An 18699-nucleotide genomic window follows, 5' to 3' on the forward strand; every position below is an offset into this window, starting at 1 on the left:
CCCGGTTACGCGCGGCGCTGCGCGAAATACGCGCCGACCGCGTCGATGAAGGTATCGATGTCCGCGCGCGACACGTCGCAATGCGTGACGAAGCGCGACGCGTACAGCATCTGGGTGAGGATCCCGCGTTCCTTGAGCCACGCTTCGAGCGGCGCGCAATCGGTTTCGGGGAATTGCGCGAACACCATGTTCGTCGCGTGCGACAGCACCTTCACCGCGTCGATGCGCGCGAGGCCCGCCGCGAGATGCGCGGCGTTCGCGTGATCGTCCGCGAGCCGCTCGACGTTGTGGTCGAGCGCATACAGGCACGCGGCCGCGAGAATGCCCGACTGCCGCATCGCGCCGCCGAGCACCTTGCGCCAGCGTTGTGCGCGCTCGATCAGCGCACGATGGCCGACCAGTACCGAGCCGACCGGTGCGCCCAGCCCCTTCGAAAAGCAGATCGACACGGTGTCGAACGGCGCGCACAGCGCGGCGATCGAACGGCCCGACGCGACCGCCGCGTTGCACACGCGCGCGCCGTCGAGGTGCGTGGACAGCCCGCGGCTGCGCGCCACCGCGGCGGCCTCTTCCGCATAGCCGGCCGGCAGCACGCGGCCGCCGATCGTGTTTTCGAGCGCGAGCAGGCGCGTGCGGGCAAAGTGATTGTCGATCGGCTTGATCGCCGCGGCGATCTTCGCGAGCGGCAGCGTGCCGTCCGGCGCGTTCTCGATCGGCTGCGGCTGGATGCTGCCCAGCACGGCCGCGCCGCCGCCTTCGTACTTGTAGGTGTGCGCGAGCTGGCCGACGATGTACTCGTCGCCGCGTTCGCAATGGGCCATCAGCGCGGCGAGGTTGCTCTGCGTGCCGCTCGGGAAGAACAGGCCGGCTTCCTTGCCGGCCCGCTCGGCCGTCACCGCCTGCAGGCGCAGCACGGTCGGGTCGTCACCCCATACGTCGTCGCCGACTTCGGCGGCAGTCATCGCGGCCAGCATTGCCTGGCTCGGACGTGTCACGGTATCGCTGCGTAAATCGATCATCGGTGGTCCCTGAGTGAGCGCGGGCCGGCACGGGCGTGCCCGAGCCGGCCTGCCGAAACGAGACTCAGAGTGTACGCAATTCGCCGGGCGGTTGCCGGCCGCGCGTGCGTGATGGGATAACGGGCCGAAGGGGACGAGCGGGGCGAGCCGCCATCGCGCGCCCGATGACGCGACGCGCCATATTGACGCACGTGCGTCAGGCCGCCGCGCCCCGCCCGCCGCGGGCCGCGCCGCGATCTTGATACGAATCAACGATTTAACGCGCTGCCGCCGCACAGGGTCTGGACATCTGCGACGAGTTGGCGCATTTCGCGGTGCAACATCGCGGCCCATACTCCAGCCAACCCCGACGCCCGTCCGCCGGGGTCCGCCGGCACCCGCCGGCGGGTATCGTCAGCCTCGGTCAACTGGTATGGACACCGCTCTTTCGGCCCTCGATCTGGCCCGCCTGCAATTCGCGTTCACCGTCTCCTTTCACATCGTCTTTCCGGCGCTGAGCATCGGCCTCGCCAGCTTCATCGCCGTCCTCGAATATCGCTGGCTGAAAACCGGCAAGCAGTACTACAAATCCCTCTGCCTGTTCTGGTCGAAGATCTTCGCGGTCGCGTTCGGGATGGGCGTCGTCTCCGGCGTCGTGATGAGCTACCAGTTCGGCACGAACTGGTCGGGCTTCTCGAGCTTCGCCGGCGCCGTCACCGGGCCGCTGCTGATGTACGAGGTCATGACCGCGTTCTTCCTCGAGGCCGGCTTCCTCGGCATCATGCTGTTCGGCTGGAACCGCGTGAGCCCGCGCGCGCACTTCGGCGCGACGCTGATGGTCGCGATCGGCACGCTGATCTCGACGTTCTGGATCCTCGCGTCGAACAGCTGGATGCAGACGCCGCAGGGCTTCGAGATCGTCGACGGCCGCGTCGTGCCGACCGACTGGTTCGCGATCATCTTCAACCCGTCGTTCCCGTACCGCCTGTTCCACATGGCGATCGCCGCGTTCATCGTCGCCGCGCTGGTGGTGGCCGCAACGGGCGCATGGCACCTGCTGAAGGGCCGCCGCGACAAGGGCGTGAAGAAGATGTTCTCGATGGCGCTGTGGCTGCTGCTCGTGCTCGCGCCGCTGCAGGCCGTGATCGGCGACCAGCACGGCATCAACACGCTGAAGCACCAGCCCGCGAAGATCGCCGCGATCGAAGGGCTGTGGGAAACCGAGAAGGGCGGCACGGCGCTCAACCTGTTCGGCATCCCGGACATGCAGGCGGAAACGACCCGCTACGCGGTGAAGGTGCCGCACCTCGGCAGCCTGATCCTCACGCACAGCTGGGACGGCGAGATCCGCGGGCTGAAGGACTTCGCGCCGGAAGACCGCCCGAACTCGACGGTCGTGTTCTGGAGCTTCCGGATCATGGTCGGCCTCGGCATCGCGATGATCGGCCTCGCCGCGCTCGCGTGGCTGCTGCGCCGCCACGGCAGCCTGTATGAATCGAAGTGGTTCCAGCGCTTCGCGCTCGTGATGGGCCCGACCGGCTTCGTGTCGCTGCTCGCGGGCTGGGTCACGACCGAAGCGGGCCGCCAGCCGTGGGTCGTGTATGGCGTGATGCGCACCGCGCATGCCGTGTCGCCGCTGTCGGTGCAGCAGGTCAGCCTGTCGATGATGACGTTCGTGATCGTGTACTTCCTCGTGTTCGGCACCGGCGTGTACTACATGCTGAAGCTGATGAAGGCCGGCCCCGCGCTGCCCGACGTGAAGCACGACGGCACACCCGACACGCGCCCCGATCACACCGCGCGCCGCCCGATGTCGGCCGTCGACGAGCTGATCGAGACCGTCTGAGCCTACCCCGGTTCCACCCCATTCCGCACACGAGAAAACCTATGGACGTCACCGTAATCTGGGCCGCGATCATCGCATTGGGGCTCTTCATGTACGTCGTGCTCGACGGCTTCGACCTCGGCATCGGCATCGTCTTCCCGTTCTTCCCGGACGAGAAGGAACGCGACCTGATGATGAACACGGTCGCGCCCGTGTGGGACGGCAACGAGACGTGGCTCGTGCTCGGCGGCGCGGGGCTGTTCGCGGTGTTCCCGGTCGTCTATTCGACCGTGCTGTCGGCGCTGTACCTGCCGCTGATCTTCATGCTGGTGTGCCTGATCTTCCGCGGCGTGTCGTTCGAGATCCGCGCGAAGGCGCGGCGCACGAAGCAGCTGTGGGATCTCGCGTTCATCGGCGGCTCGGCCGGCGCGACGCTGTTCCAGGGGATCGCGCTCGGCGCGTTCCTGCAGGGCATCAACGTGAAGGACGGCGTGTTCGCGGGCGATGCCTTCGACTGGCTCACGCCGTTCAGCCTGCTGACCGGCCTCGGCCTGATCGTGACCTACGCGCTGCTCGGCTGCTGCTGGCTCGTCGCGAAGACGGAAGGCGACCTGCAGCGGCGCCTCCATCGCGTCGTGTGGCCGCTGACGCTCGTGCTGCTCGGCTTCATCGCGGTCGTCAGCCTGTGGACGCCGCTGCAGGATCCGGCCATCGCGCAGCGCTGGTTCGATTCGGGGCTGTTCTGGCGCCTGCTGCCGGTGCCGTTCCTGGTTGCCGCGTGCGCGGCGTGGATGCGTCGCGCGGTACGCGACCGGCACGACATGACGCCGTTCGTGCTCGCGCTGGCGCTCGTGCTGCTCGGCTACGTCGGCCTGCTCGTCACGCTGTTCCCGTACGCGATTCCCCAGACGATGACGATCTGGGAAGCCGCAGCGCCGCGCTCCAGCCAGACCTTCACACTGGTCGGCGCAGCGGTTATCCTCCCGATCATCATCGCCTACACGACGATGGGTTACTGGGTATTCCGAGGCAAGGTGCGCCATGAAGACCAGCATTACTACCACCACTGATTCTGCCGAGCGCTCCGCCGCGGCACCCCGGCCGCGGATGCGCGGCTGGATGTGGTTCGTCGTCCTGTGGGCCGGCGGCGTGATCGGCGCCGTCACGCTCGGCTACGCGTTCAAGATCTTCATGAACCTGACGCTGTTTGCGGTGAAATGATCCGACGAAAAGCGCCCGGCGCCCATGGCTGCCGGGCGCTTTGTCGTTTCGTGCGTGCGCAGACTACGGTGCCTGCCTCACTACCCCGAGCTTCAGCCCGAGCATGCCGAAGATGCGGTTCATCGTCTGCACGGTGCCCTCGCTGCGCCCCTGCTCGATATCCTGCATCGTTTTCGTCGACACGCCCGCAAGCTTCGCCATTTCGGCGCTGGTCAGCCGCATCGTGCGCTTGAGATGACAGACGGATTCCCGCAGCGTCCATTCGGGATGCGAAAGAACATCCTCGATCGCCCGCCGCCGCAGCGCCAGTTGATCCGGAAGCGAGAGTGCGGTGTAGCGCTTGTCCATCGCGTCTTCTATCTTCTATCGTGTCAGAGTCGGGCCATTTCGTCCGCAAGCCGTGCGATGCCCAGCCGCAAGTGCGCGTGCACGTCCGGTTCAAGGTCGAAATCCGTGCCGCGATCGGCGACGTCCCGCAGACGTGGCGCCATGTCGCGAAGGCGCGCTGCCAATGCGGCACGATCGAGCGCGCGATGTGTTTCTCCAGGTTGCGGCTCACTCGCCCGGACGACTGCGTCCAGTACTCGCGCCCAATCCGGCCTGCCACCGTCATTGGCTTGCCAGCGAATGCGCCGGGCGATGCCGTCCGGATGCAAGTACATCGGCGCGAAATCGTATAGCGGCGTAAGCGCGATGCGTCCGTCGAAATCGCGCTGCAACGCGGTGTTACGCGCGTGATTGTCCTTGTTGCCCAGTGCCAGGTTCGCGACGTCGCGACACAGATATTCACTCACCTCGGCCTGCGGGTCCGTGCATTCGCGTACGAGATGCCAGCACACTTCATCGTGAGTCGGCACGACGCCGAAACCGGCCTTGCCAGTCAACGACGCAATACTCTCCTGAGCGAGGCGGGCGACGCCGGCGGCACCGCGCACACGGTCGAAGCGAGGAATGAAGAGGGATCGGCCGCGCAGTGCGAGCGGCGCATGCACGCGCAGGCCGAGAAATTTCGCGAGCGCCATGTACGGAGCCTCGTGCCGCAGGATTTGTGCGAGACGCTCGTTCGCGCCGCGTCCGAACTTCACGATGTAGTGTTCCGTCGCTCGCTCGTCGGGCAGGGTGTGATCGAGGTAGAGGAGGCCGTCGTCGGCTCGAGTCAGCAGCAGCTTGGGCCATTCGCCCTGTACACCGGACGAGCCGGCGACAAAGAACCCATGCGTGGCAAGATATTCGCTGAACGCATCGCCGCGGGCGGCGACCTCGTCATCTGTGAAGCCCTGCAATGGCCCTCGCCGCTCGGCCAGCCATTGCGCCGCCTCCTTCACGCGAAGGTTGCCGATCGAATTGCCCGCACCCGCCAGCAACAGCGGCCAGTCGGCGCCCTCCTCCGCCGTTTCCGGCACCCCGAGGCGACGGAGCAGTTCGAGACGGCCGAAACCCTGCGGCAGCAGGTCAATCAGGAATACAGGCCAATGCGGTTGCTCCTGCGACTCGAGGCCGACCGGAAAGCGACAGGTCATTGCGTGCGCGTCCCTGGCAGCCTGGTGTTCGAACGCCCATTCGACGTCGTATCCCGTGTACGTGCGGCAACGCCAGCCCTCCTCGGATTGGCCGAGCAGACTGACGGCGCCGACGTCATGCCAGATGCCGTCGGCGTGAAGCTGGATGGTGCACGCTTGACTCATTTTAGTAGAAATCTATACAAATTATGCCGACCTTCCTGCATGGATTATATAGAATTCTGCCGAAATATGAGAATGACGGGCAGGCGTTCGCCGATGAACCCTGCGCCCGCCAGCCTCCGACGCATTCCGCTCCACCCACGCGTCAAAAAAAAACGGCCCTCGCATCGCGCGAGAGCCGTATCGAAATCGCTGGAGAAAGTACCGCGCCGCGCTCAGAACGTATGCCGCACGCCCACCCGCACGAGCGTCTGCGTATCGCCGGCGGACGAGATGCCGTTGCCGACGTCGCCGACCGACGCCGTCGCGTTGACGACGTTGCCGAATGCGTCGAGCGTCTTGCCGCTCGCCTTCTGGTAGCCGACGAGGCCGTACAGCGCGGTGCGCTTCGACAGGTAGTAATACGACGCGAGGTTCAGCTGGTGATACTTCGGCGCGGCTTCGCCGCCGACCGAGCTGCCGCGCGTGAAATCGTAGCCCGCCGCGACGCGCAGCGCGGGCGACGCCTGCCACGACACGGTGCCGCCGACCGAGTTGTAGGTCGCGGTGCCCTTGAACGTCGAGAACGCGCCCGCCCGGTACTGCGTATTGCTGTACGACAGGCCCATCGTCACCGCGCCGATCTGGTAGGTCGATGCGGCCGCAACGATCTGCATGCTCTTCGACGACGCGAAGCCCTCGTTGATCGACGACGCGAACGTGCCGTCATACGAGCCGGTCCATGCGCCGCCGTTCGCGCCGAACGCGTTCGTCGCGTACAGGTACGCGGCGCCGATCGCGAACGGCCCGTTCACGTACTGGCCGCCGACGCTCCACGTGTTCTGGTTCTTCACGCTGCCGGCCTGGTTGCCGAAGCCGTACAGCGCGCCGAACGTGAAGCCGCCGAACTTCGGGCTGACGTACTTGACCGAGTTGTTCTCGCGCGACTGGTTGTCGATGTTGTCGAGATCGCCCGGATGCGCGCCCATCCCGGTCAGGAACGAGCCGGGCCCGATCGAGCCGACGAAATCGACGACCGGATCATACTGGCGGCCCATCGTCAACGTGCCGTAGCGCGTGCTCGACAACCCCATCCACGACTGCCGGCCGAACATGCGACCGCCCTGGCCGAGCTGCCCGTTGCCGATGTTGAAGCCGCTCTCGAGCTGGAACACCGCGGCGAGCCCGTCGCCAAGGTCTTCCTTGCCTTTCAGCCCCCAGCGGCTGCCGGACCACGTGCCGCTCGCGAAGCTGTAGCTCGATGCGCCGCGATACGCGACCGGCGAGCCCAGCGAACCCTTGCTCGTCGCGACGCGCTGGTTGCTCGCGTACCCCAGCCCCGCGTCGACGATCCCGTAGAGCGTGACGGTGCCTTGCGCATGCGCCGCGGTGCCAAGGCAGCCGGCGGCGCAGAGCGCCAAAGTGATCTTCTTCATGTAGAGGATTCCTGTCTATTGATTCGATGCCACCTGAAACGATGCATCCCCCCGAGCGAGATGCCGACCTACGCCGAATCGGACAGCCACCGCGCGACACGCGCGACGAGCAGGTCCGCTTCGCCGAAGCACTCGACGCCCGCCACCTGCGGCGCGTCGCAAATCGTGAACACCGGCTTGCCCCATTGCAGGCCGAGCGCGATCTCGGACAGCGTGCCGAGGCCGCCGCCCACCGCAACCAGGCACAGCGATGCGCGCGCGATCAGCGCATTGCGCGTGATGCCCAGACCGGTCGGCAGCGCGACGCTCAGGTACGGGTTCGCCTCCTGCGCATCGTCCTCGGGCAACAGCCCGATCGCGCACCCGCCGGCCGCATGCGCGCCGCGCGCGGCGGCCTCCATCACGCCCTGCTTGCCGCCGCCGACGAGCGCGACGCCCGCCGCCGCGATGCCGTATGCGATCTGCTCGGCGATGCGCATTTGCATGTCGGTCGCATCGCGCGGCCCGATCACGCCGATCGGCATCCGGTGCCGGCGCGCGCCGCGCTGCCGCTGCGCGAGCCGCGCGAGCGCGTCGCGCGCGTCCTCCGACCATTCACATTCAATGACGCCGTTGCCGAACAAGGCCTTCCCCCAGTGCAAGAACGCAGGTGCAGAGCGCCGTCAGCACGATCGACAGCACGGCCGCCTGCGAGAAATCGGTTTGCCCGTCCGACAGCTTCAGGTACATCAGCAGCGGCAGGATGTTGATTTGCGTGCCGGCCAGCGCGAGCGCCGTGCCGTAGGTGCCGAGCGCGATCGCCGTCACGAGGCACCACGCGGACGCGACCGACGGCCACAGCTCGCGCCACGCGACGTCGAGCCACGCGCGCCACGGCCGCGCGCCGAGCGTCAGCGCCGCTTCGAGCGGCCGCCGGTCGAGATTCGCGAGCGCCGGATAGATCATCAGCGCGACGCGCGGGATCAGGTAATACGCGTAGGCAACGGCGAGCCCCGGCATCGTGTAGATCGCGCCGCCGATCACGTTCTGGTCGGCCCCCAGCGACGCCAGCAGCGCGGTGACGAAGCCGGCGCGGCCGAACGCGAGGATGAAGCCGTACGCGATCACCAGCCCGGAGAACGCGAGCGGCACGCCGAGCAGCGCGAGCGACCAGTGGCGGCGGGCGGGCGACTGCCCCGCCAGCGCGAAAGCGACCGGCACGCCGACCCCGACCGACAGCGTGCCGGCGCCGACCGCCAGCGCCAGCGAGCGCGCGACCGCATCGGCGACGAGCGGATCGCGCAGCACCGCGGCGAACGCGCGGCCGCCGTCCGTGAAGGCCGCGCCGACGAGCGCCGCGAGCGGCAGGACGAAGAACACCGCGAGCAATCCCGCGGCCGGCGCCGCGCCGAAGCGGCGCAACGCGCCGCGTTCCGGTAGAGTGGCCTGCATCTCGCGCTCCTTACTTGCCGAGCGTCGCCTGCGACCACAACTGGTCGACCTCGGCCTTGCGCGCCGCCGCCTTCGCGACGTCGAGCGGGCGCACCTGCGGCGCATTCGGCAGCTTCGCCGCGACGTCCGGCGCCACCGGCGTGCCGGGCACCGCCGGACGCACGTAGCCTTGCGCGAACAGCGCCTGCCCGACGTCGCTCATCACGAGGTTGAGCCACAGCTGCGCGGCGGCCGGGTTCGGGCCGTTCTTCACGAGGCTCATCGCGTACGGCGCCGACACGCTGCCGTCCTGCGGAATCACGACTTCCGCCGCGTCGCCCATCCCGTCCGCGTATTTCGCCTTGAGCCCGTCGTTCTCGTAGCCGATCAGGATCGGGATCTCGCCTTTCACGAACTTCGCATAGGGCGTCGTGCCCTCGACGCGCAGCACGTTGCCCGCGTTCTTCAGCTTGCCGAAGAATTCCGCGCCCGGCTTCGGGTTCTCGACGCTGCCGCCGTTCGCATACGCGGCCGCGAACACCGCCACCTGCCCCTGCCCGGTCGAGCGCGGATCGAGATAGACGACTGCGTTACGGTACTCGGGCTTCAGCAGGTCGGACCAGCGCTGCGGCACGCTCTTGACGAGCTTCTTGTTGACGAGGAACGCGATGTTCAGCGAGTGCACCGCGAACCAGCGGGCGTCGGCCGCGCGGAACACCGCCGGCAGCTTGTCGAAGTTGAGCGGCTTGAACGGCGCGACCACGTCCTTGCCCGCCGCATCGAGCGCCGACGCGGCAAAGTAGTACGCGGTGTCGGCCTGCGGGCGGCGACGCGACTTGTCGAGCGCGACGACGGTGGCCGCCGAGCCGATATCGTTGTACGTGATCTCGACCTTCGGATAGCGCTTGCGGAATTCGGCGAACAGCGCCTTCCAGTTCGCCCATTCCGGCCCCGTGTCGAACGACACGACGAGCCCTTCGTCGGCAGCCTTCTCGTACAGCGCGTCTTCGCCTGGATAGAGCGGCGCGGCGTGGGCGCCCAGCGGCGCGAGCGTCGCGAGCGCGCAGAGCGCCAGCAGGCGGCGGCGCATCGTTTTGAGGAACAGGCGGCGTGCAGACATCGTGAATCTCCGTTGAATGAATGGGGTCGCCCGCGTGCTTACGCGGCGGGCAGCACGAGCAGATGGCGCGGCTCGATCGAGATGCAGCGCGCGGGCAGTTCGCGCCCTTCGCACAGCAACGCGTCGGTTCCGCCCGCCGGCACGAAGTCGAAACGCTGCGTCGCGCCGAAGTAGCGCACCTCGCCGATCCGGCCGTCGATGCGGTTCACCGCGTACGCGGGCGGATCGGGCTGCACGTGCTCGGGCCGCACCAGCACGTCGACCGTGTCACCCGGCCGGTGCGCGCCCGTCTCGGCGCACAGCGTCGTGAAGCGCACGTCGACCGCGCCCTGCGCGAGCACGCGGCCGCGCAGCACCGTCGAATGGCCGACGAAGCGGGCGACCTGCGCGCTGGCCGGACGCTCGTACAGGTCGCGCGGCGTGCCGGCCTGCAGCATGCGGCCGCCGTCGACGATCGCGACGCGGTCGGCCATGCTCAGCGCCTCGTCCTGGTCGTGCGTGACGAGCAGCGTCGTCGCGCCGCACGCGCGCTGCAGCGCGCGGATCTCGTCGCGCAGCTGATGACGGATGCCGGCGTCGAGCGCCGCGAGCGGCTCGTCGAGCAGCAGCAGCTTCGGTTCGATCACGAGCGCCCGGGCCAGCGCGACGCGCTGCTGCTGCCCGCCGGACAGCATCGCGATGCCGCGATCCGCATGCGCCGACAGGCCGACCCGCTCGAGCATCTCCAGCGCGCGCCGGCGCCGGGCGTCGGCCGCGACGCCGCGCATGCGCAGGCCGTACGCGACGTTGTCGACGACCGACAGGTTCGGAAACAGCGCGTAATGCTGGAACACCATGCCCACCTCGCGCTGCCACACGGGCACGCCCGCCACGTCGTCGCCGCCGATCGCGATGCGGCCGCGCCAGCCGTCGAGCAGGCCGGCGGCGAGCCGCAGCAGCGTGGATTTGCCGGAGCCGCTGCGCCCCATCACGGCGAGCAGCTCGCCTTGCGTAGCGGACAGCGTGACGTCGTCAACGCCGTGACGCGCGCCGGGATACTGGAAACTGACGTGTTCGAAATCGAGACTCATGACGGACTCACTTCAGACGTTGCACGGTGCTGACGGACACGAGCGTCGCCAGCACGGCGAGCACGAGCAGCACGACGGTGGCCGCGCACGCCATCCCCGACGCGCCGTAGAACGCCTGCAGCAGCACGATCGGGTAGTTGCGATAGCGGAAGCCCGCGATCAGGTTCGACACCTGGAATTCGCCGATCGACAGCGCGGCCACCATCACGAGCCCGGAAAACAGGCTGTGCCGCAGGTTCGGCAGCACGATCGTGAAGAACTGGCGCAGCGGCGTCGCGCCGAGCGTCGCCGCGCAGGCCTCAAGGCGCTCGAGGCCGAGATGGCGCAGGTCGCTGAGCAGGGTCTGCAGCAGGTACGGCAGCGTCAACACCGCGTGGGCCGCGATCATCAGCGGCAGCGTGCCCATCCACGGCAGCGTGTCGCCGCTGAAGATCGCGATATAGCCGAAGCCGAGCGTCAGCGCCGGCACGCCGACCGGCATCAGCATCACGATGCGTGTCGCGACGCCGCGCCCGGCCTGCGCACGGTGATGCAGCGCGTACGCGAGCGGCAGGCCGACCACGGCATTGAGCGCGCAGCATGCCAGCGCGACCATCAGGCTCACGCCGAACGCGCGGGTGAAGCTCCCGTTCGCGGCCAGATCGGCGAACCAGTGCCCGGTGAAGCCGCTGGGCAGCAGCGTGTTCGTCCACGACTGGCCGACGGAGCCGATCAGCAGCAGCGCGATCGGCAGCAGCAGGTAGACCCCGAACACCGCGACGAGCGCCTGCAGCACGAAGCGCCACGCGCCCGGGCGCACGGCTTTGTTACGACGAATCGGAACACCATCGGCCAGTGCCGGGGCGGTAGACGGATGCATGGGTACGCTCGCTGCCGATGAGGAAAAACGTCGCGCAGCGCCCGCCGGAAGGAGGCTGCACGCTTGATCGAGACGGACGCAGTGTGCGGTTCCGACATGGCATCGTCATGAAAAAAACGTACAAAGCCCGCATCGATCTGTGCGCGTAGGGAATAGTCGGCGATGAAGCACCTGTATCCGAACGTGGCGGAACTGCATGCGTTCGCCAGTTCTGCGAAGTACCTGAATTTCTCGTACGCGGCGCGGGAGCTGGGCCTGACGCCCAGCGCGGTGAGCCGGCAGATCGCGAATCTCGAAGCGCTGTTCGGCGTGAAGCTGTTCGTGCGCGAGGGACGCAATCTCGCGCTGACGCGCGCCGGGCAGGTGTACCACGCACGCGTCGTCGGGCCGCTGCGCGAGATCGGCAACGCATCGATCGAACTGCTGAGCGCACGCGAGAACAGCGACCTGCTGACGATCGCGAGCGTGCCGACCTTTACGACCAAGTGGCTCGTGCCGCGGCTCGCGCGCTTTCTCGCCAGCGCGCCGAGCGTCACGCTAAGCTTTCGCCGCCATCTCGCGCACGGCGACATGTTCCCGTTCGGGCTCGACGCGGCGATCCGCTACGGCGACGGCGCATGGGAAGGCGTGCGAAGCGATTACCTGGACGGGCGGACCTTCGCGCCGGTGTGCACGCGCGAATTCGCGGACCGGCATGCGCTGCGCGCGCCCGCCGACGCCGCGGCCGCGCCGCGTCTCGTGCACGAGCAGGCCGAGATCGCGTGGTCCGCATGGGCGGAGCGTCATCGCGTGACGCAGATGAACGCGCTCGCGGGGCCGCGCTTCGAACAGTATTCGGTGCTGATCCAGGCGGCGCAGGCGGGGCTCGGGATCGCCCTCGTGCCGCGCTTCCTGATCCTCGACAACCTTGCGGCCGGCACACTCGTCGAGCCGTTCGACGCGCCGGTCGACGTCGACGCGCAGGGGCACTACCTGTGCTACGCGCCGGAGCGCATCGAGACGAGCGAAGCGTTGCGGCGCTTCAGGGAATGGATGCTGGACGAATGCGCGAGCGGGTGAAGCGAGGCTGCCGACGGTACGCCGTCACGAAGCCGGCCCGAACGCGCCGGCTATACTTGCCGCCTTCCAACAATCAACAAAAACGAATTCGGAGAGGGCAATGAACAAGCATCACGCGGGCGCACGCGGTCCAGTCTGGAAACGCATCGCGGCAACCGCGCTTGCCGCGGCATGCATGGCCGCCACGGCCAGCGCCGCGCAAGCCGCCGACAACGCCGCGTCCCGCCACTACCTGAGCCTGAGCCGCGACGGCGCCGGCAAGCTGCCGTGGAGCGACGAACCCTACAGCTGGACCACGCACGACGGCAAGGTGCTGCGCGAGGGCGTGACCGACGCAAACGGACGCGCGGCCGTTGCGCGGCAAGCGGGCGAGACGCGCTACGCGCTGGACACGATCAATCTCCGCTGGATCTACACGGTCGACAACGCATGCTGGGCGCGCCAGGGCGCCGACTTCGGGCGCTGCGTCAAGATGGTCGACACGGTCGACAAGGTCTCGCAGCGGCGCGAAGAGGAGGAGCGCGCCGAGAAGGAGGAAGCGAAGACGCGGCGCGATGCGGCGCTGGCTCGCTATCGCAAGGCCGCGGCGGCCAACGACGACGAACTCGCGTGGCTGGGCCCGCTGCCGGCCGAATGGTCCGTCGACGACGCTAGCCATCAGATCGGGGACGTCTTCCACAAGATCGAGCACGACCTCGACACCATGAGCGCCGCCGACATCGACGTGTCCCGCTTCGTGTGCAGGTCGCCCGCCCAGATCGGCCCGGCTCCGGACCAGCAGGCCGTCGTCGATTATCTGGACAGCCTGCGCACGCCCGGCACGACGACGCGCCAGCAATGGCGGGCGCTCGTCGACGCCGCGCGCAAGGGCAACTGGCTCGCGCGGCTGCAGATCTTCGTCGCGCTCGGCTCGCGCCCGAAGGACGACCTCGTCAGCCAGTACCGGCGGGGGCAATTGATGGCGTGGCTGCAGGCGAACCACGTCGGTGCGCTGTACACCTACTACCTGGGCGAACTCGCCGCAACCGGCTATTTCGAGGGCCCCAGCCCGGGCCCCAGCTCGCCGATCTACCTGTACGCGGCGATGCGCGGCAGCTATGCGGCGATGAAAAAAGCCGGTGACGCGCTAGCTGGCGACGACGATCCGAAAACCCGGGCAAGCGGCGAGCGCATGCGCGACTGTGCAGTGAAGATGATGCCGGTGCTGTTCGCGAAGTAACTGCGGCGCCGCGCGTCGTTCACCAGCACAAGCGCGGCGCCGTCGACCGCCCGGCGCCGCGCAGTGCGCCTGCCGCGCGCGGGCGGCAGGCGATTCACCCGGTCAGTGCTCGATGCCCAGCCCCGGCAGCACGTGCGTGTGCTCGGCGACGACCGCGTGCAGCCGCTCCGGCTCGACGCCGAGCAGCCCGAGGATCGTCGGCGCGACCTGCTTCGTGCCGACCGTGTCGGTCACCGTGCGCGCGCGATGCAGGCCCGGATACGACACGAGCAGGCCGAGGTGGCTGTCGTCCGGCGCGTTGCCGCCGTGCTCCTCGTCCTTCTTCGTGCTCGACGTGTAGATCACGCCCGGATTCGGCTGGACGATGATGTCCGGCGTGCGGCCGTTGGCCGGGTCGCCGAACCGCTCGGCGAGCGCCGCGCCGTACAGGATGTACGCCTGCGGGCCGTCCGCGCAGATCCCCTGCGCGTTGCAGCCCAGGTTCGCCTTCAGCGTCTGCACCACGGCCGTGCGCTGGTTGCGGTCGCGCAGCCAGATCAGGCCGACGTCGTCGGTCTGCACGAAGCCCGTGCCGACCAGGCCCGAACCGTCGTTCAGGTTGCCCGTCTTCGTGTTGTTCTGGCCGAAGTTGCCGTTCGGGTCGAGATAGTTGTTCGCTTCGAGCAGCTTCGTCAGCGTGTCGCCGTTCTTCACGAGCTTCGTGTGATCGGTCGGTGATTGACCATGCTTCGACGTGACGATCACGGCCGTCGACGCATACAGGTTCGCCTGCTTCAGCGCCGCGACGACATGGCCGATCGCGTTGTCGACGTACGTGATCGCGTTCGCGACCTGCCCGTTCGGCGTGAAGTTCGCGTCGAGATAGCCGCCGCCCTTCGTCACCACCGCCTTCTGCGCGACGCTCAGCGTCTGGAAGTCGGCGCCGAACAGCGTCGGCACCGGCGCGCTCTTCGTGCCCGTCGAGTCGCGGCCGTTGATCTGGTTGATCAGCGCCTGCACGTGCAGGTTGTCGAATTGCGCGGTATGCGAATAGACGTCCGTGTAGTCCGTCTGGGTCGCCGGGTCGATCGAGTTGATCTCGGTGCGCGCGAGATCATCGACGCCGGTGCCCGACGGCCCGTTCAGCCAGTCATAGCCCCATGCGTGCTTGTCGGCCCACGCGGTGGTCGCGTTCGGGATGCCCGCCTTCACGGCCTCGAACACCGTATTGGTCTTCACGTAGTTGTGCGGATAGACCGGCACGCACTTGCCGTCGACCTTCGCGTTCGGGATCGCCTGCGGATTGAATGCGCCGCCGCCGTTCAGGTGAACCAGTGCGCCGCCGTTCTCGGCGTCGATGCCGGTCGTCTCGTCGAACACGACGTTCCAGCCCTGCTTGCCCGAGCAGCTCGTGTCGCCCGGCGCGTACAGGTTGCGGTCGTACGACACGTCGTAGAACAGGCCGGCCGTCTTCGGCGAGCCGCCGGTCACGAGCGCGGCGAGGCCCGGAAACGAATCCGACAGGCCGGGCGTATAGGCATTCGTGTAGGTCACGCCGCTCTTCGCGAGCACCGCGATATTCGGGCACGTGTTCGCGCCGATGCAGCGCGCGAGATCCTGCTCGTGCAGGCCGTCGACGCTGATCAGCAGCACGTGCTTCGCCACGCGGCGGCCGTGCTCATGCCGTTCGTTGTCGCCCTGCGCGTGGACGCCCGCGCTCGCGAGCGCCAGCGTGCCCGCCACCGTCGCCACCCACTTCCGCTGCTTACCAAGGAAAGACATGATCACCCCACCTCATCGATTGACGTTGAACTGCATGGCCTGCGAAACAGGCGCGTCAATATCGCCGAGCTGTGGGGCGGCTCCGTGAAGCGGGGCTTTCTGTTGTCTGTCAAACGTAACCAATCGCAAGTGACATCAAATGGTCGCGATGTGATGGTTTCGCGGCCTCATGCGTCGGTCTCGTAAAGCAGCCCGTATTCCCCCCGCGTTCGCCTGATTCGCGCGAAACCGGGTTCCCCCAGATGCATGCCGGCGATCAAAAGCCCCTCCGAACTGACCAGGTCCAAAAGCCGTGAGCGTGTGGCGGCTGCCAGGGACGGGTCTTGATCGAATGCAATCGATACGTCTGGCCGCTTGATCTGGACGTAAGGAAAATGAACGATATCCCCCCAGACAAGCAGGCTCCGATCACGGGATTCGACGATATATCCGGTGTGTCCATCCGTGTGTCCCGGCAGCGGCATCGCTCTGATACCGGGAAGCACCTCCCCCTCGTCGAACGTACGGAGCCTGTCGCTGTAGCCGTCGAACACCTGGCGCGCTATCAGGAAGTTGCCGCGGGCCCGCTCGCTGGCGCGACTCAGATTGCCGTCGTCCTGCCAAAATTCGACCTCGCGCCGATGAGCAACGAGCTCCGCCTCCGGAAAGGCAATTTGTCCGGCCGCATTCACCAGCCCCCCGACATGATCGGGATGCGCGTGTGTGAGCAGGATCGTATCGATCGTGGAGGGTTCGATGCCGGCAAGCAATAGATTGGTCTTCAGGCGGCCGCCCCATTGCTTGATCCCTCCAGCCCCACCATCGATGAGAATCGTGCGGCCTGCTCCGCGTACCACGTAGCAATTGATGTGCACGGCCGTGGGCTCCTCTTGCCCTGCTTCACGCTGCATTCCGGCGGCCTCGGACGCGTCGATATTCGACAGAAAGTCGAGACTCGCGGTGAGGTAGCCATCGCTGATGGCGGTAATCGTGAAGTCGCCAGCTTGCTGGCTTGGAAAGGTAACGGTAGACACAACGCTTCTCCAGACCGGCTAATTCCGGGCGTGAATGTTCGACGCGGCATGACCGAAGCAACGGATGCGCGCCGTGAGGCCCGTGCAGCGAGCGATGGCGCTCTCCAAGGCTTCCATGAACTGGTTCATTACCGCGGGCGTGCGCAACGTCTCGACGCGATATTGGACTTCCGCGAAGACGGGATGTCCGTGCCCATGCCGAACGTCGACATAGATGACGTGAACGTTCTTGAGTGCCGCTTCAAGGACGCTCGTACAGAGTTTGACGCAGTCGCGGGTAAGCTCGGCGAGCCTCTCGTCAGACGGCATTTGCCCCGCAGGAATATAGATAGTGACATTGGGCATCGCGGACCTATTTTTGCTGTTCGGTCGAAACGGGGCGAAAGCTCGTTAGTTGCTCGGTCATCGGCGCGTAGAGGTGGACGCCTTCGGGGATGCTCTCGACAAGCCGAGCGTGTTGCCGAGGCAGCGTCGCGAGCCAACGGCGCTCCGGCAATTTCTCCAGCGCAACTGCGCGCATGGCCAACGGTGTGAGGCCCATCCGGATCAGGGGATCGGGGCCGCTTGCACAGAGCGCGAGGAGTTCGTCGGCATTGACCGCCGGCGCAAGGCCGATATCGCCATAGAGATTGCGATGCCAGTCGGTGATGTGTTGCTGCCATTTCGCAAAATTGCCGCCGCCTTTCCGGCGATATTCGTCGCCGGTCAGGACATCGAGGCCGTCGATCGTGTGGACGGCCAGGTAGGCCGGGCAATCATCGCTCAGCGACTTGAACCGCTGCGACGTGTGAAACCCCGTCACCGAGATCAGGGCAGGCAGCTTTTCAAGGCTGTAGAAGTCGTTCCATTCGGCTTCGCTGTCGGCGTCGGCGAAGCTGCATTCCACGGTGTAGATCATCAGATTATCCTTCGCGACGGACGCGCATTTTTCTGCAAATGATGCATATTCATTGCAGTTGTGTAATGCTAGCCCGCTGCATCTCGCTTAGATATCGAATTAAAATCAGCCTTCCGTGACATTTACTCAAGCTGGCGACGAACGCATTCCGATCGGAGAGACTCCAATGCGACGCAAGATCCCGAGCAATTCCGCGCTGCAGGCATTCGAAGCCGCGGCCCGACACGGCAGCTTTGCCCGAGCCGCTGATGAACTCGCCCGAACCGAGGGCGCCGTCAGCCGTCAGATCGGCCGGCTGGAGGCGTTCCTGGGCGTCACGCTGTTCGAGCGGATCGGCAACCGGGTACGGCTGGCACCGAACGGTGCGCGGTACGCAGTGCAGGTTCGCGAGATTCTGGATCGGCTGGAACGGGACAGCCTGTACCTGATGGGGCAGCCCGTCGAAGGCGCGAGTATCGACATCGCCGCCATTCCGACCTTCGCCACCCGTTGGCTCATTCCGCGACTGAAACATTTTCAAACCAGGCATCCGAACGTCACGGTGCATATCGCCGAACGCATGGAACCGTTCCTGCTGGCCGGGAGCGGTTTCGATGCCGCCATCCATTTCGAGCATCCGGCATGGGCGGGGATGCATCTGCATCCGCTGCTGGAGGAAGTGCTGGTGCCCGTGTGCAGTCCGGCGTTGCTCGCGGGCGCCGGGGCGAACCCGTCGCTGGATGCATTGCCACGCCTTCACCGGCGGCAGAACCCGGACGCGTGGCAGATGTATGCACAAGAGTCCGGCCTCGTGCTGAGCAATTCGGCGGTCGGCGCGCGCTACGATCTCCATTCGATGCTGATCGAAGCGGCGGTGGCCGGCCTGGGTGTCGCGCTGGTGCCGCGTCTTTACGTCGAGACGGAGCTTGAACAAGGCCGTCTGGTCGCGCCTTGGCCGGACGGCAAAGCGATCGCCAAGAACTTCTGCCTCGTTCTTCCTGAGCCGATCGAATTGAGCGAGGGGCCGCTACAGGCGTTTGCGAAATGGATCCTTGAAGAAGCCCGAGACTTGGCGCCCTGGCGCAGCGCCGCCTGACCCTCATCACGAACAGCCATCAGCACTTTTTTTCCGGCTTGGCGCGCGACTATTGGCGTGTGATAAAGGGTTTT

19 protein-coding genes are annotated in these 18699 nt (G+C 66.9%); 6 read left to right on the forward strand and 13 right to left on the reverse strand.

The window, feature by feature from the left end; translation table 11 throughout:
• Positions 1-5: 5 nt before the first annotated feature.
• Positions 6-1019: a low-specificity L-threonine aldolase gene (gene ltaE / locus WT26_RS34050; RefSeq protein WP_069275007.1), complete on the reverse strand. Its 1014-nt coding sequence runs from the start codon at positions 1017-1019 to the stop codon at positions 6-8.
• Positions 1020-1431: 412 nt separating this feature from the next.
• Here ltaE and WT26_RS34055 point away from each other — a divergent pair, with 412 nt between their 5' ends.
• From WT26_RS34055 to WT26_RS34065, 3 genes are read left to right on the forward strand one after another with little or no spacing between them, the layout of a single operon-like run.
• A complete protein-coding gene (locus WT26_RS34055; RefSeq protein ID WP_069275008.1) occupies positions 1432-2844 on the forward strand; it encodes a cytochrome ubiquinol oxidase subunit I in 1413 nt (470 codons plus the stop codon).
• A gap of 41 nt (positions 2845-2885) precedes the next feature.
• Complete coding sequence (cydB, locus tag WT26_RS34060) at positions 2886-3893, forward strand: cytochrome d ubiquinol oxidase subunit II (RefSeq protein WP_059523233.1); 1008 nt, start codon at positions 2886-2888, stop codon at positions 3891-3893.
• A complete protein-coding gene (locus tag WT26_RS34065; protein ID WP_059523232.1) occupies positions 3865-4044 on the forward strand; it encodes a hypothetical protein in 180 nt (59 codons plus the stop codon). Before cydB ends, WT26_RS34065 begins: the two co-directional genes overlap by 29 nt.
• A 63-nt stretch (positions 4045-4107) precedes the next feature.
• Here WT26_RS34065 and WT26_RS34070 read toward each other — a convergent pair whose 3' ends face one another.
• The 8 genes from WT26_RS34070 to WT26_RS34105 all read right to left on the reverse strand — a co-directional run bounded on the left by WT26_RS34070 (position 4108) and on the right by WT26_RS34105 (position 11600).
• Positions 4108-4392, reverse strand: coding sequence for a helix-turn-helix domain-containing protein (locus WT26_RS34070; RefSeq protein WP_042584841.1), 285 nt, complete (start codon positions 4390-4392; stop codon positions 4108-4110).
• 23 nt (positions 4393-4415) lie between these two features.
• On the reverse strand, positions 4416-5729 hold the full coding sequence (locus WT26_RS34075; protein WP_069271734.1) for a type II toxin-antitoxin system HipA family toxin: 1314 nt from the start codon (positions 5727-5729) through the stop codon (positions 4416-4418).
• 212 nt (positions 5730-5941) lie between these two features.
• A complete protein-coding gene (locus WT26_RS34080; protein WP_060019895.1) occupies positions 5942-7141 on the reverse strand; it encodes a porin in 1200 nt (399 codons plus the stop codon).
• A 68-nt stretch (positions 7142-7209) separates the two neighbouring features.
• A complete protein-coding gene (locus WT26_RS34085) occupies positions 7210-7764 on the reverse strand; it encodes a TIGR00725 family protein (protein ID WP_069271735.1) in 555 nt (184 codons plus the stop codon).
• On the reverse strand, positions 7742-8572 hold the full coding sequence (locus tag WT26_RS34090) for an ABC transporter permease (protein ID WP_042584838.1): 831 nt from the start codon (positions 8570-8572) through the stop codon (positions 7742-7744). Before WT26_RS34090 ends, WT26_RS34085 begins: the two co-directional genes overlap by 23 nt.
• A gap of 10 nt (positions 8573-8582) precedes the next feature.
• On the reverse strand, positions 8583-9671 hold the full coding sequence (locus WT26_RS34095; protein ID WP_059716348.1) for an extracellular solute-binding protein: 1089 nt from the start codon (positions 9669-9671) through the stop codon (positions 8583-8585).
• A 38-nt stretch (positions 9672-9709) separates the two neighbouring features.
• Positions 9710-10741, reverse strand: a complete 1032-nt coding sequence (locus WT26_RS34100) for an ABC transporter ATP-binding protein (RefSeq protein WP_069271736.1) — start codon at positions 10739-10741, stop codon at positions 9710-9712.
• A gap of 7 nt (positions 10742-10748) precedes the next feature.
• Positions 10749-11600 carry an ABC transporter permease gene (locus tag WT26_RS34105; protein ID WP_059534058.1) on the reverse strand — a complete coding sequence of 284 codons (852 nt, stop codon included), beginning with the start codon at positions 11598-11600 and terminating at the stop codon, positions 10749-10751.
• Between the two features lie 162 nt (positions 11601-11762).
• Here WT26_RS34105 and WT26_RS34110 point away from each other — a divergent pair, with 162 nt between their 5' ends.
• Together WT26_RS34110 and WT26_RS34115 are read left to right on the forward strand one after the other, a co-directional pair.
• Positions 11763-12659, forward strand: coding sequence for a LysR substrate-binding domain-containing protein (locus WT26_RS34110; RefSeq protein WP_059823577.1), 897 nt, complete (start codon positions 11763-11765; stop codon positions 12657-12659).
• A gap of 100 nt (positions 12660-12759) precedes the next feature.
• Positions 12760-13878: a hypothetical protein gene (locus tag WT26_RS34115; protein WP_069275009.1), complete on the forward strand. Its 1119-nt coding sequence runs from the start codon at positions 12760-12762 to the stop codon at positions 13876-13878.
• 102 nt (positions 13879-13980) lie between these two features.
• Here the strand turns inward: WT26_RS34115 and WT26_RS34120 are convergent, their stop codons facing one another.
• The 4 genes from WT26_RS34120 to WT26_RS34135 all read right to left on the reverse strand — a co-directional run bounded on the left by WT26_RS34120 (position 13981) and on the right by WT26_RS34135 (position 17550).
• The gene (locus tag WT26_RS34120; RefSeq protein ID WP_420480948.1) at positions 13981-15639 is read right to left on the reverse strand and encodes an alkaline phosphatase family protein; all 1659 of its coding nucleotides are present in this window, start codon (positions 15637-15639) and stop codon (positions 13981-13983) included.
• Positions 15640-15806: 167 nt separating this feature from the next.
• Positions 15807-16652 (reverse strand): MBL fold metallo-hydrolase, encoded by an 846-nt coding sequence (locus WT26_RS34125; protein ID WP_059625408.1) that lies wholly within the window; start codon positions 16650-16652, stop codon positions 15807-15809.
• Between the two features lie 18 nt (positions 16653-16670).
• Positions 16671-16997, reverse strand: a complete 327-nt coding sequence (locus WT26_RS34130) for a hypothetical protein (protein ID WP_059887245.1) — start codon at positions 16995-16997, stop codon at positions 16671-16673.
• A gap of 7 nt (positions 16998-17004) precedes the next feature.
• The gene (locus tag WT26_RS34135) at positions 17005-17550 is read right to left on the reverse strand and encodes a sugar ABC transporter (protein WP_069275011.1); all 546 of its coding nucleotides are present in this window, start codon (positions 17548-17550) and stop codon (positions 17005-17007) included.
• 166 nt (positions 17551-17716) lie between these two features.
• On the opposite strand from WT26_RS34135, the gene WT26_RS34140 reads away from it, so the two are divergent.
• Complete coding sequence (locus tag WT26_RS34140) at positions 17717-18625, forward strand: LysR substrate-binding domain-containing protein (RefSeq protein WP_069275012.1); 909 nt, start codon at positions 17717-17719, stop codon at positions 18623-18625.
• The last annotated feature ends 74 nt before the right edge of the window (positions 18626-18699 follow it).

The sequence above is a fragment of the Burkholderia cepacia genome (assembly GCF_001718835.1).
In the GTDB taxonomy this organism is placed as follows: domain Bacteria; phylum Pseudomonadota; class Gammaproteobacteria; order Burkholderiales; family Burkholderiaceae; genus Burkholderia; species Burkholderia cepacia_F.

What these genes read in the sequence shown, in the direction of transcription:
- WT26_RS34080 (WP_060019895.1), bottom strand. Translation starts at nt 7,141, where the DNA reads ATGAAGAAGATCACTTTGGCGCTCTGCGCCGCCGGCTGCCTTGGCACC.
- WT26_RS34110 (WP_059823577.1), top strand. Translation starts at nt 11,763, where the DNA reads ATGAAGCACCTGTATCCGAACGTGGCGGAACTGCATGCGTTCGCCAGT.
- WT26_RS34070 (WP_042584841.1), bottom strand. Translation starts at nt 4,392, where the DNA reads ATGGACAAGCGCTACACCGCACTCTCGCTTCCGGATCAACTGGCGCTG.
- WT26_RS34130 (WP_059887245.1), bottom strand. Translation starts at nt 16,997, where the DNA reads ATGCCCAATGTCACTATCTATATTCCTGCGGGGCAAATGCCGTCTGAC.
- WT26_RS34135 (WP_069275011.1), bottom strand. Translation starts at nt 17,550, where the DNA reads ATGATCTACACCGTGGAATGCAGCTTCGCCGACGCCGACAGCGAAGCC.
- WT26_RS34140 (WP_069275012.1), top strand. Translation starts at nt 17,717, where the DNA reads ATGCGACGCAAGATCCCGAGCAATTCCGCGCTGCAGGCATTCGAAGCC.
- WT26_RS34105 (WP_059534058.1), bottom strand. Translation starts at nt 11,600, where the DNA reads ATGCATCCGTCTACCGCCCCGGCACTGGCCGATGGTGTTCCGATTCGT.
- ltaE (WP_069275007.1), bottom strand. Translation starts at nt 1,019, where the DNA reads ATGATCGATTTACGCAGCGATACCGTGACACGTCCGAGCCAGGCAATG.
- WT26_RS34055 (WP_069275008.1), top strand. Translation starts at nt 1,432, where the DNA reads ATGGACACCGCTCTTTCGGCCCTCGATCTGGCCCGCCTGCAATTCGCG.
- WT26_RS34100 (WP_069271736.1), bottom strand. Translation starts at nt 10,741, where the DNA reads ATGAGTCTCGATTTCGAACACGTCAGTTTCCAGTATCCCGGCGCGCGT.
- WT26_RS34090 (WP_042584838.1), bottom strand. Translation starts at nt 8,572, where the DNA reads ATGCAGGCCACTCTACCGGAACGCGGCGCGTTGCGCCGCTTCGGCGCG.
- WT26_RS34075 (WP_069271734.1), bottom strand. Translation starts at nt 5,729, where the DNA reads ATGAGTCAAGCGTGCACCATCCAGCTTCACGCCGACGGCATCTGGCAT.
- cydB (WP_059523233.1), top strand. Translation starts at nt 2,886, where the DNA reads ATGGACGTCACCGTAATCTGGGCCGCGATCATCGCATTGGGGCTCTTC.
- WT26_RS34120 (WP_420480948.1), bottom strand. Translation starts at nt 15,639, where the DNA reads ATGTCTTTCCTTGGTAAGCAGCGGAAGTGGGTGGCGACGGTGGCGGGC.
- WT26_RS34095 (WP_059716348.1), bottom strand. Translation starts at nt 9,671, where the DNA reads ATGTCTGCACGCCGCCTGTTCCTCAAAACGATGCGCCGCCGCCTGCTG.
- WT26_RS34115 (WP_069275009.1), top strand. Translation starts at nt 12,760, where the DNA reads ATGAACAAGCATCACGCGGGCGCACGCGGTCCAGTCTGGAAACGCATC.
- WT26_RS34065 (WP_059523232.1), top strand. Translation starts at nt 3,865, where the DNA reads ATGAAGACCAGCATTACTACCACCACTGATTCTGCCGAGCGCTCCGCC.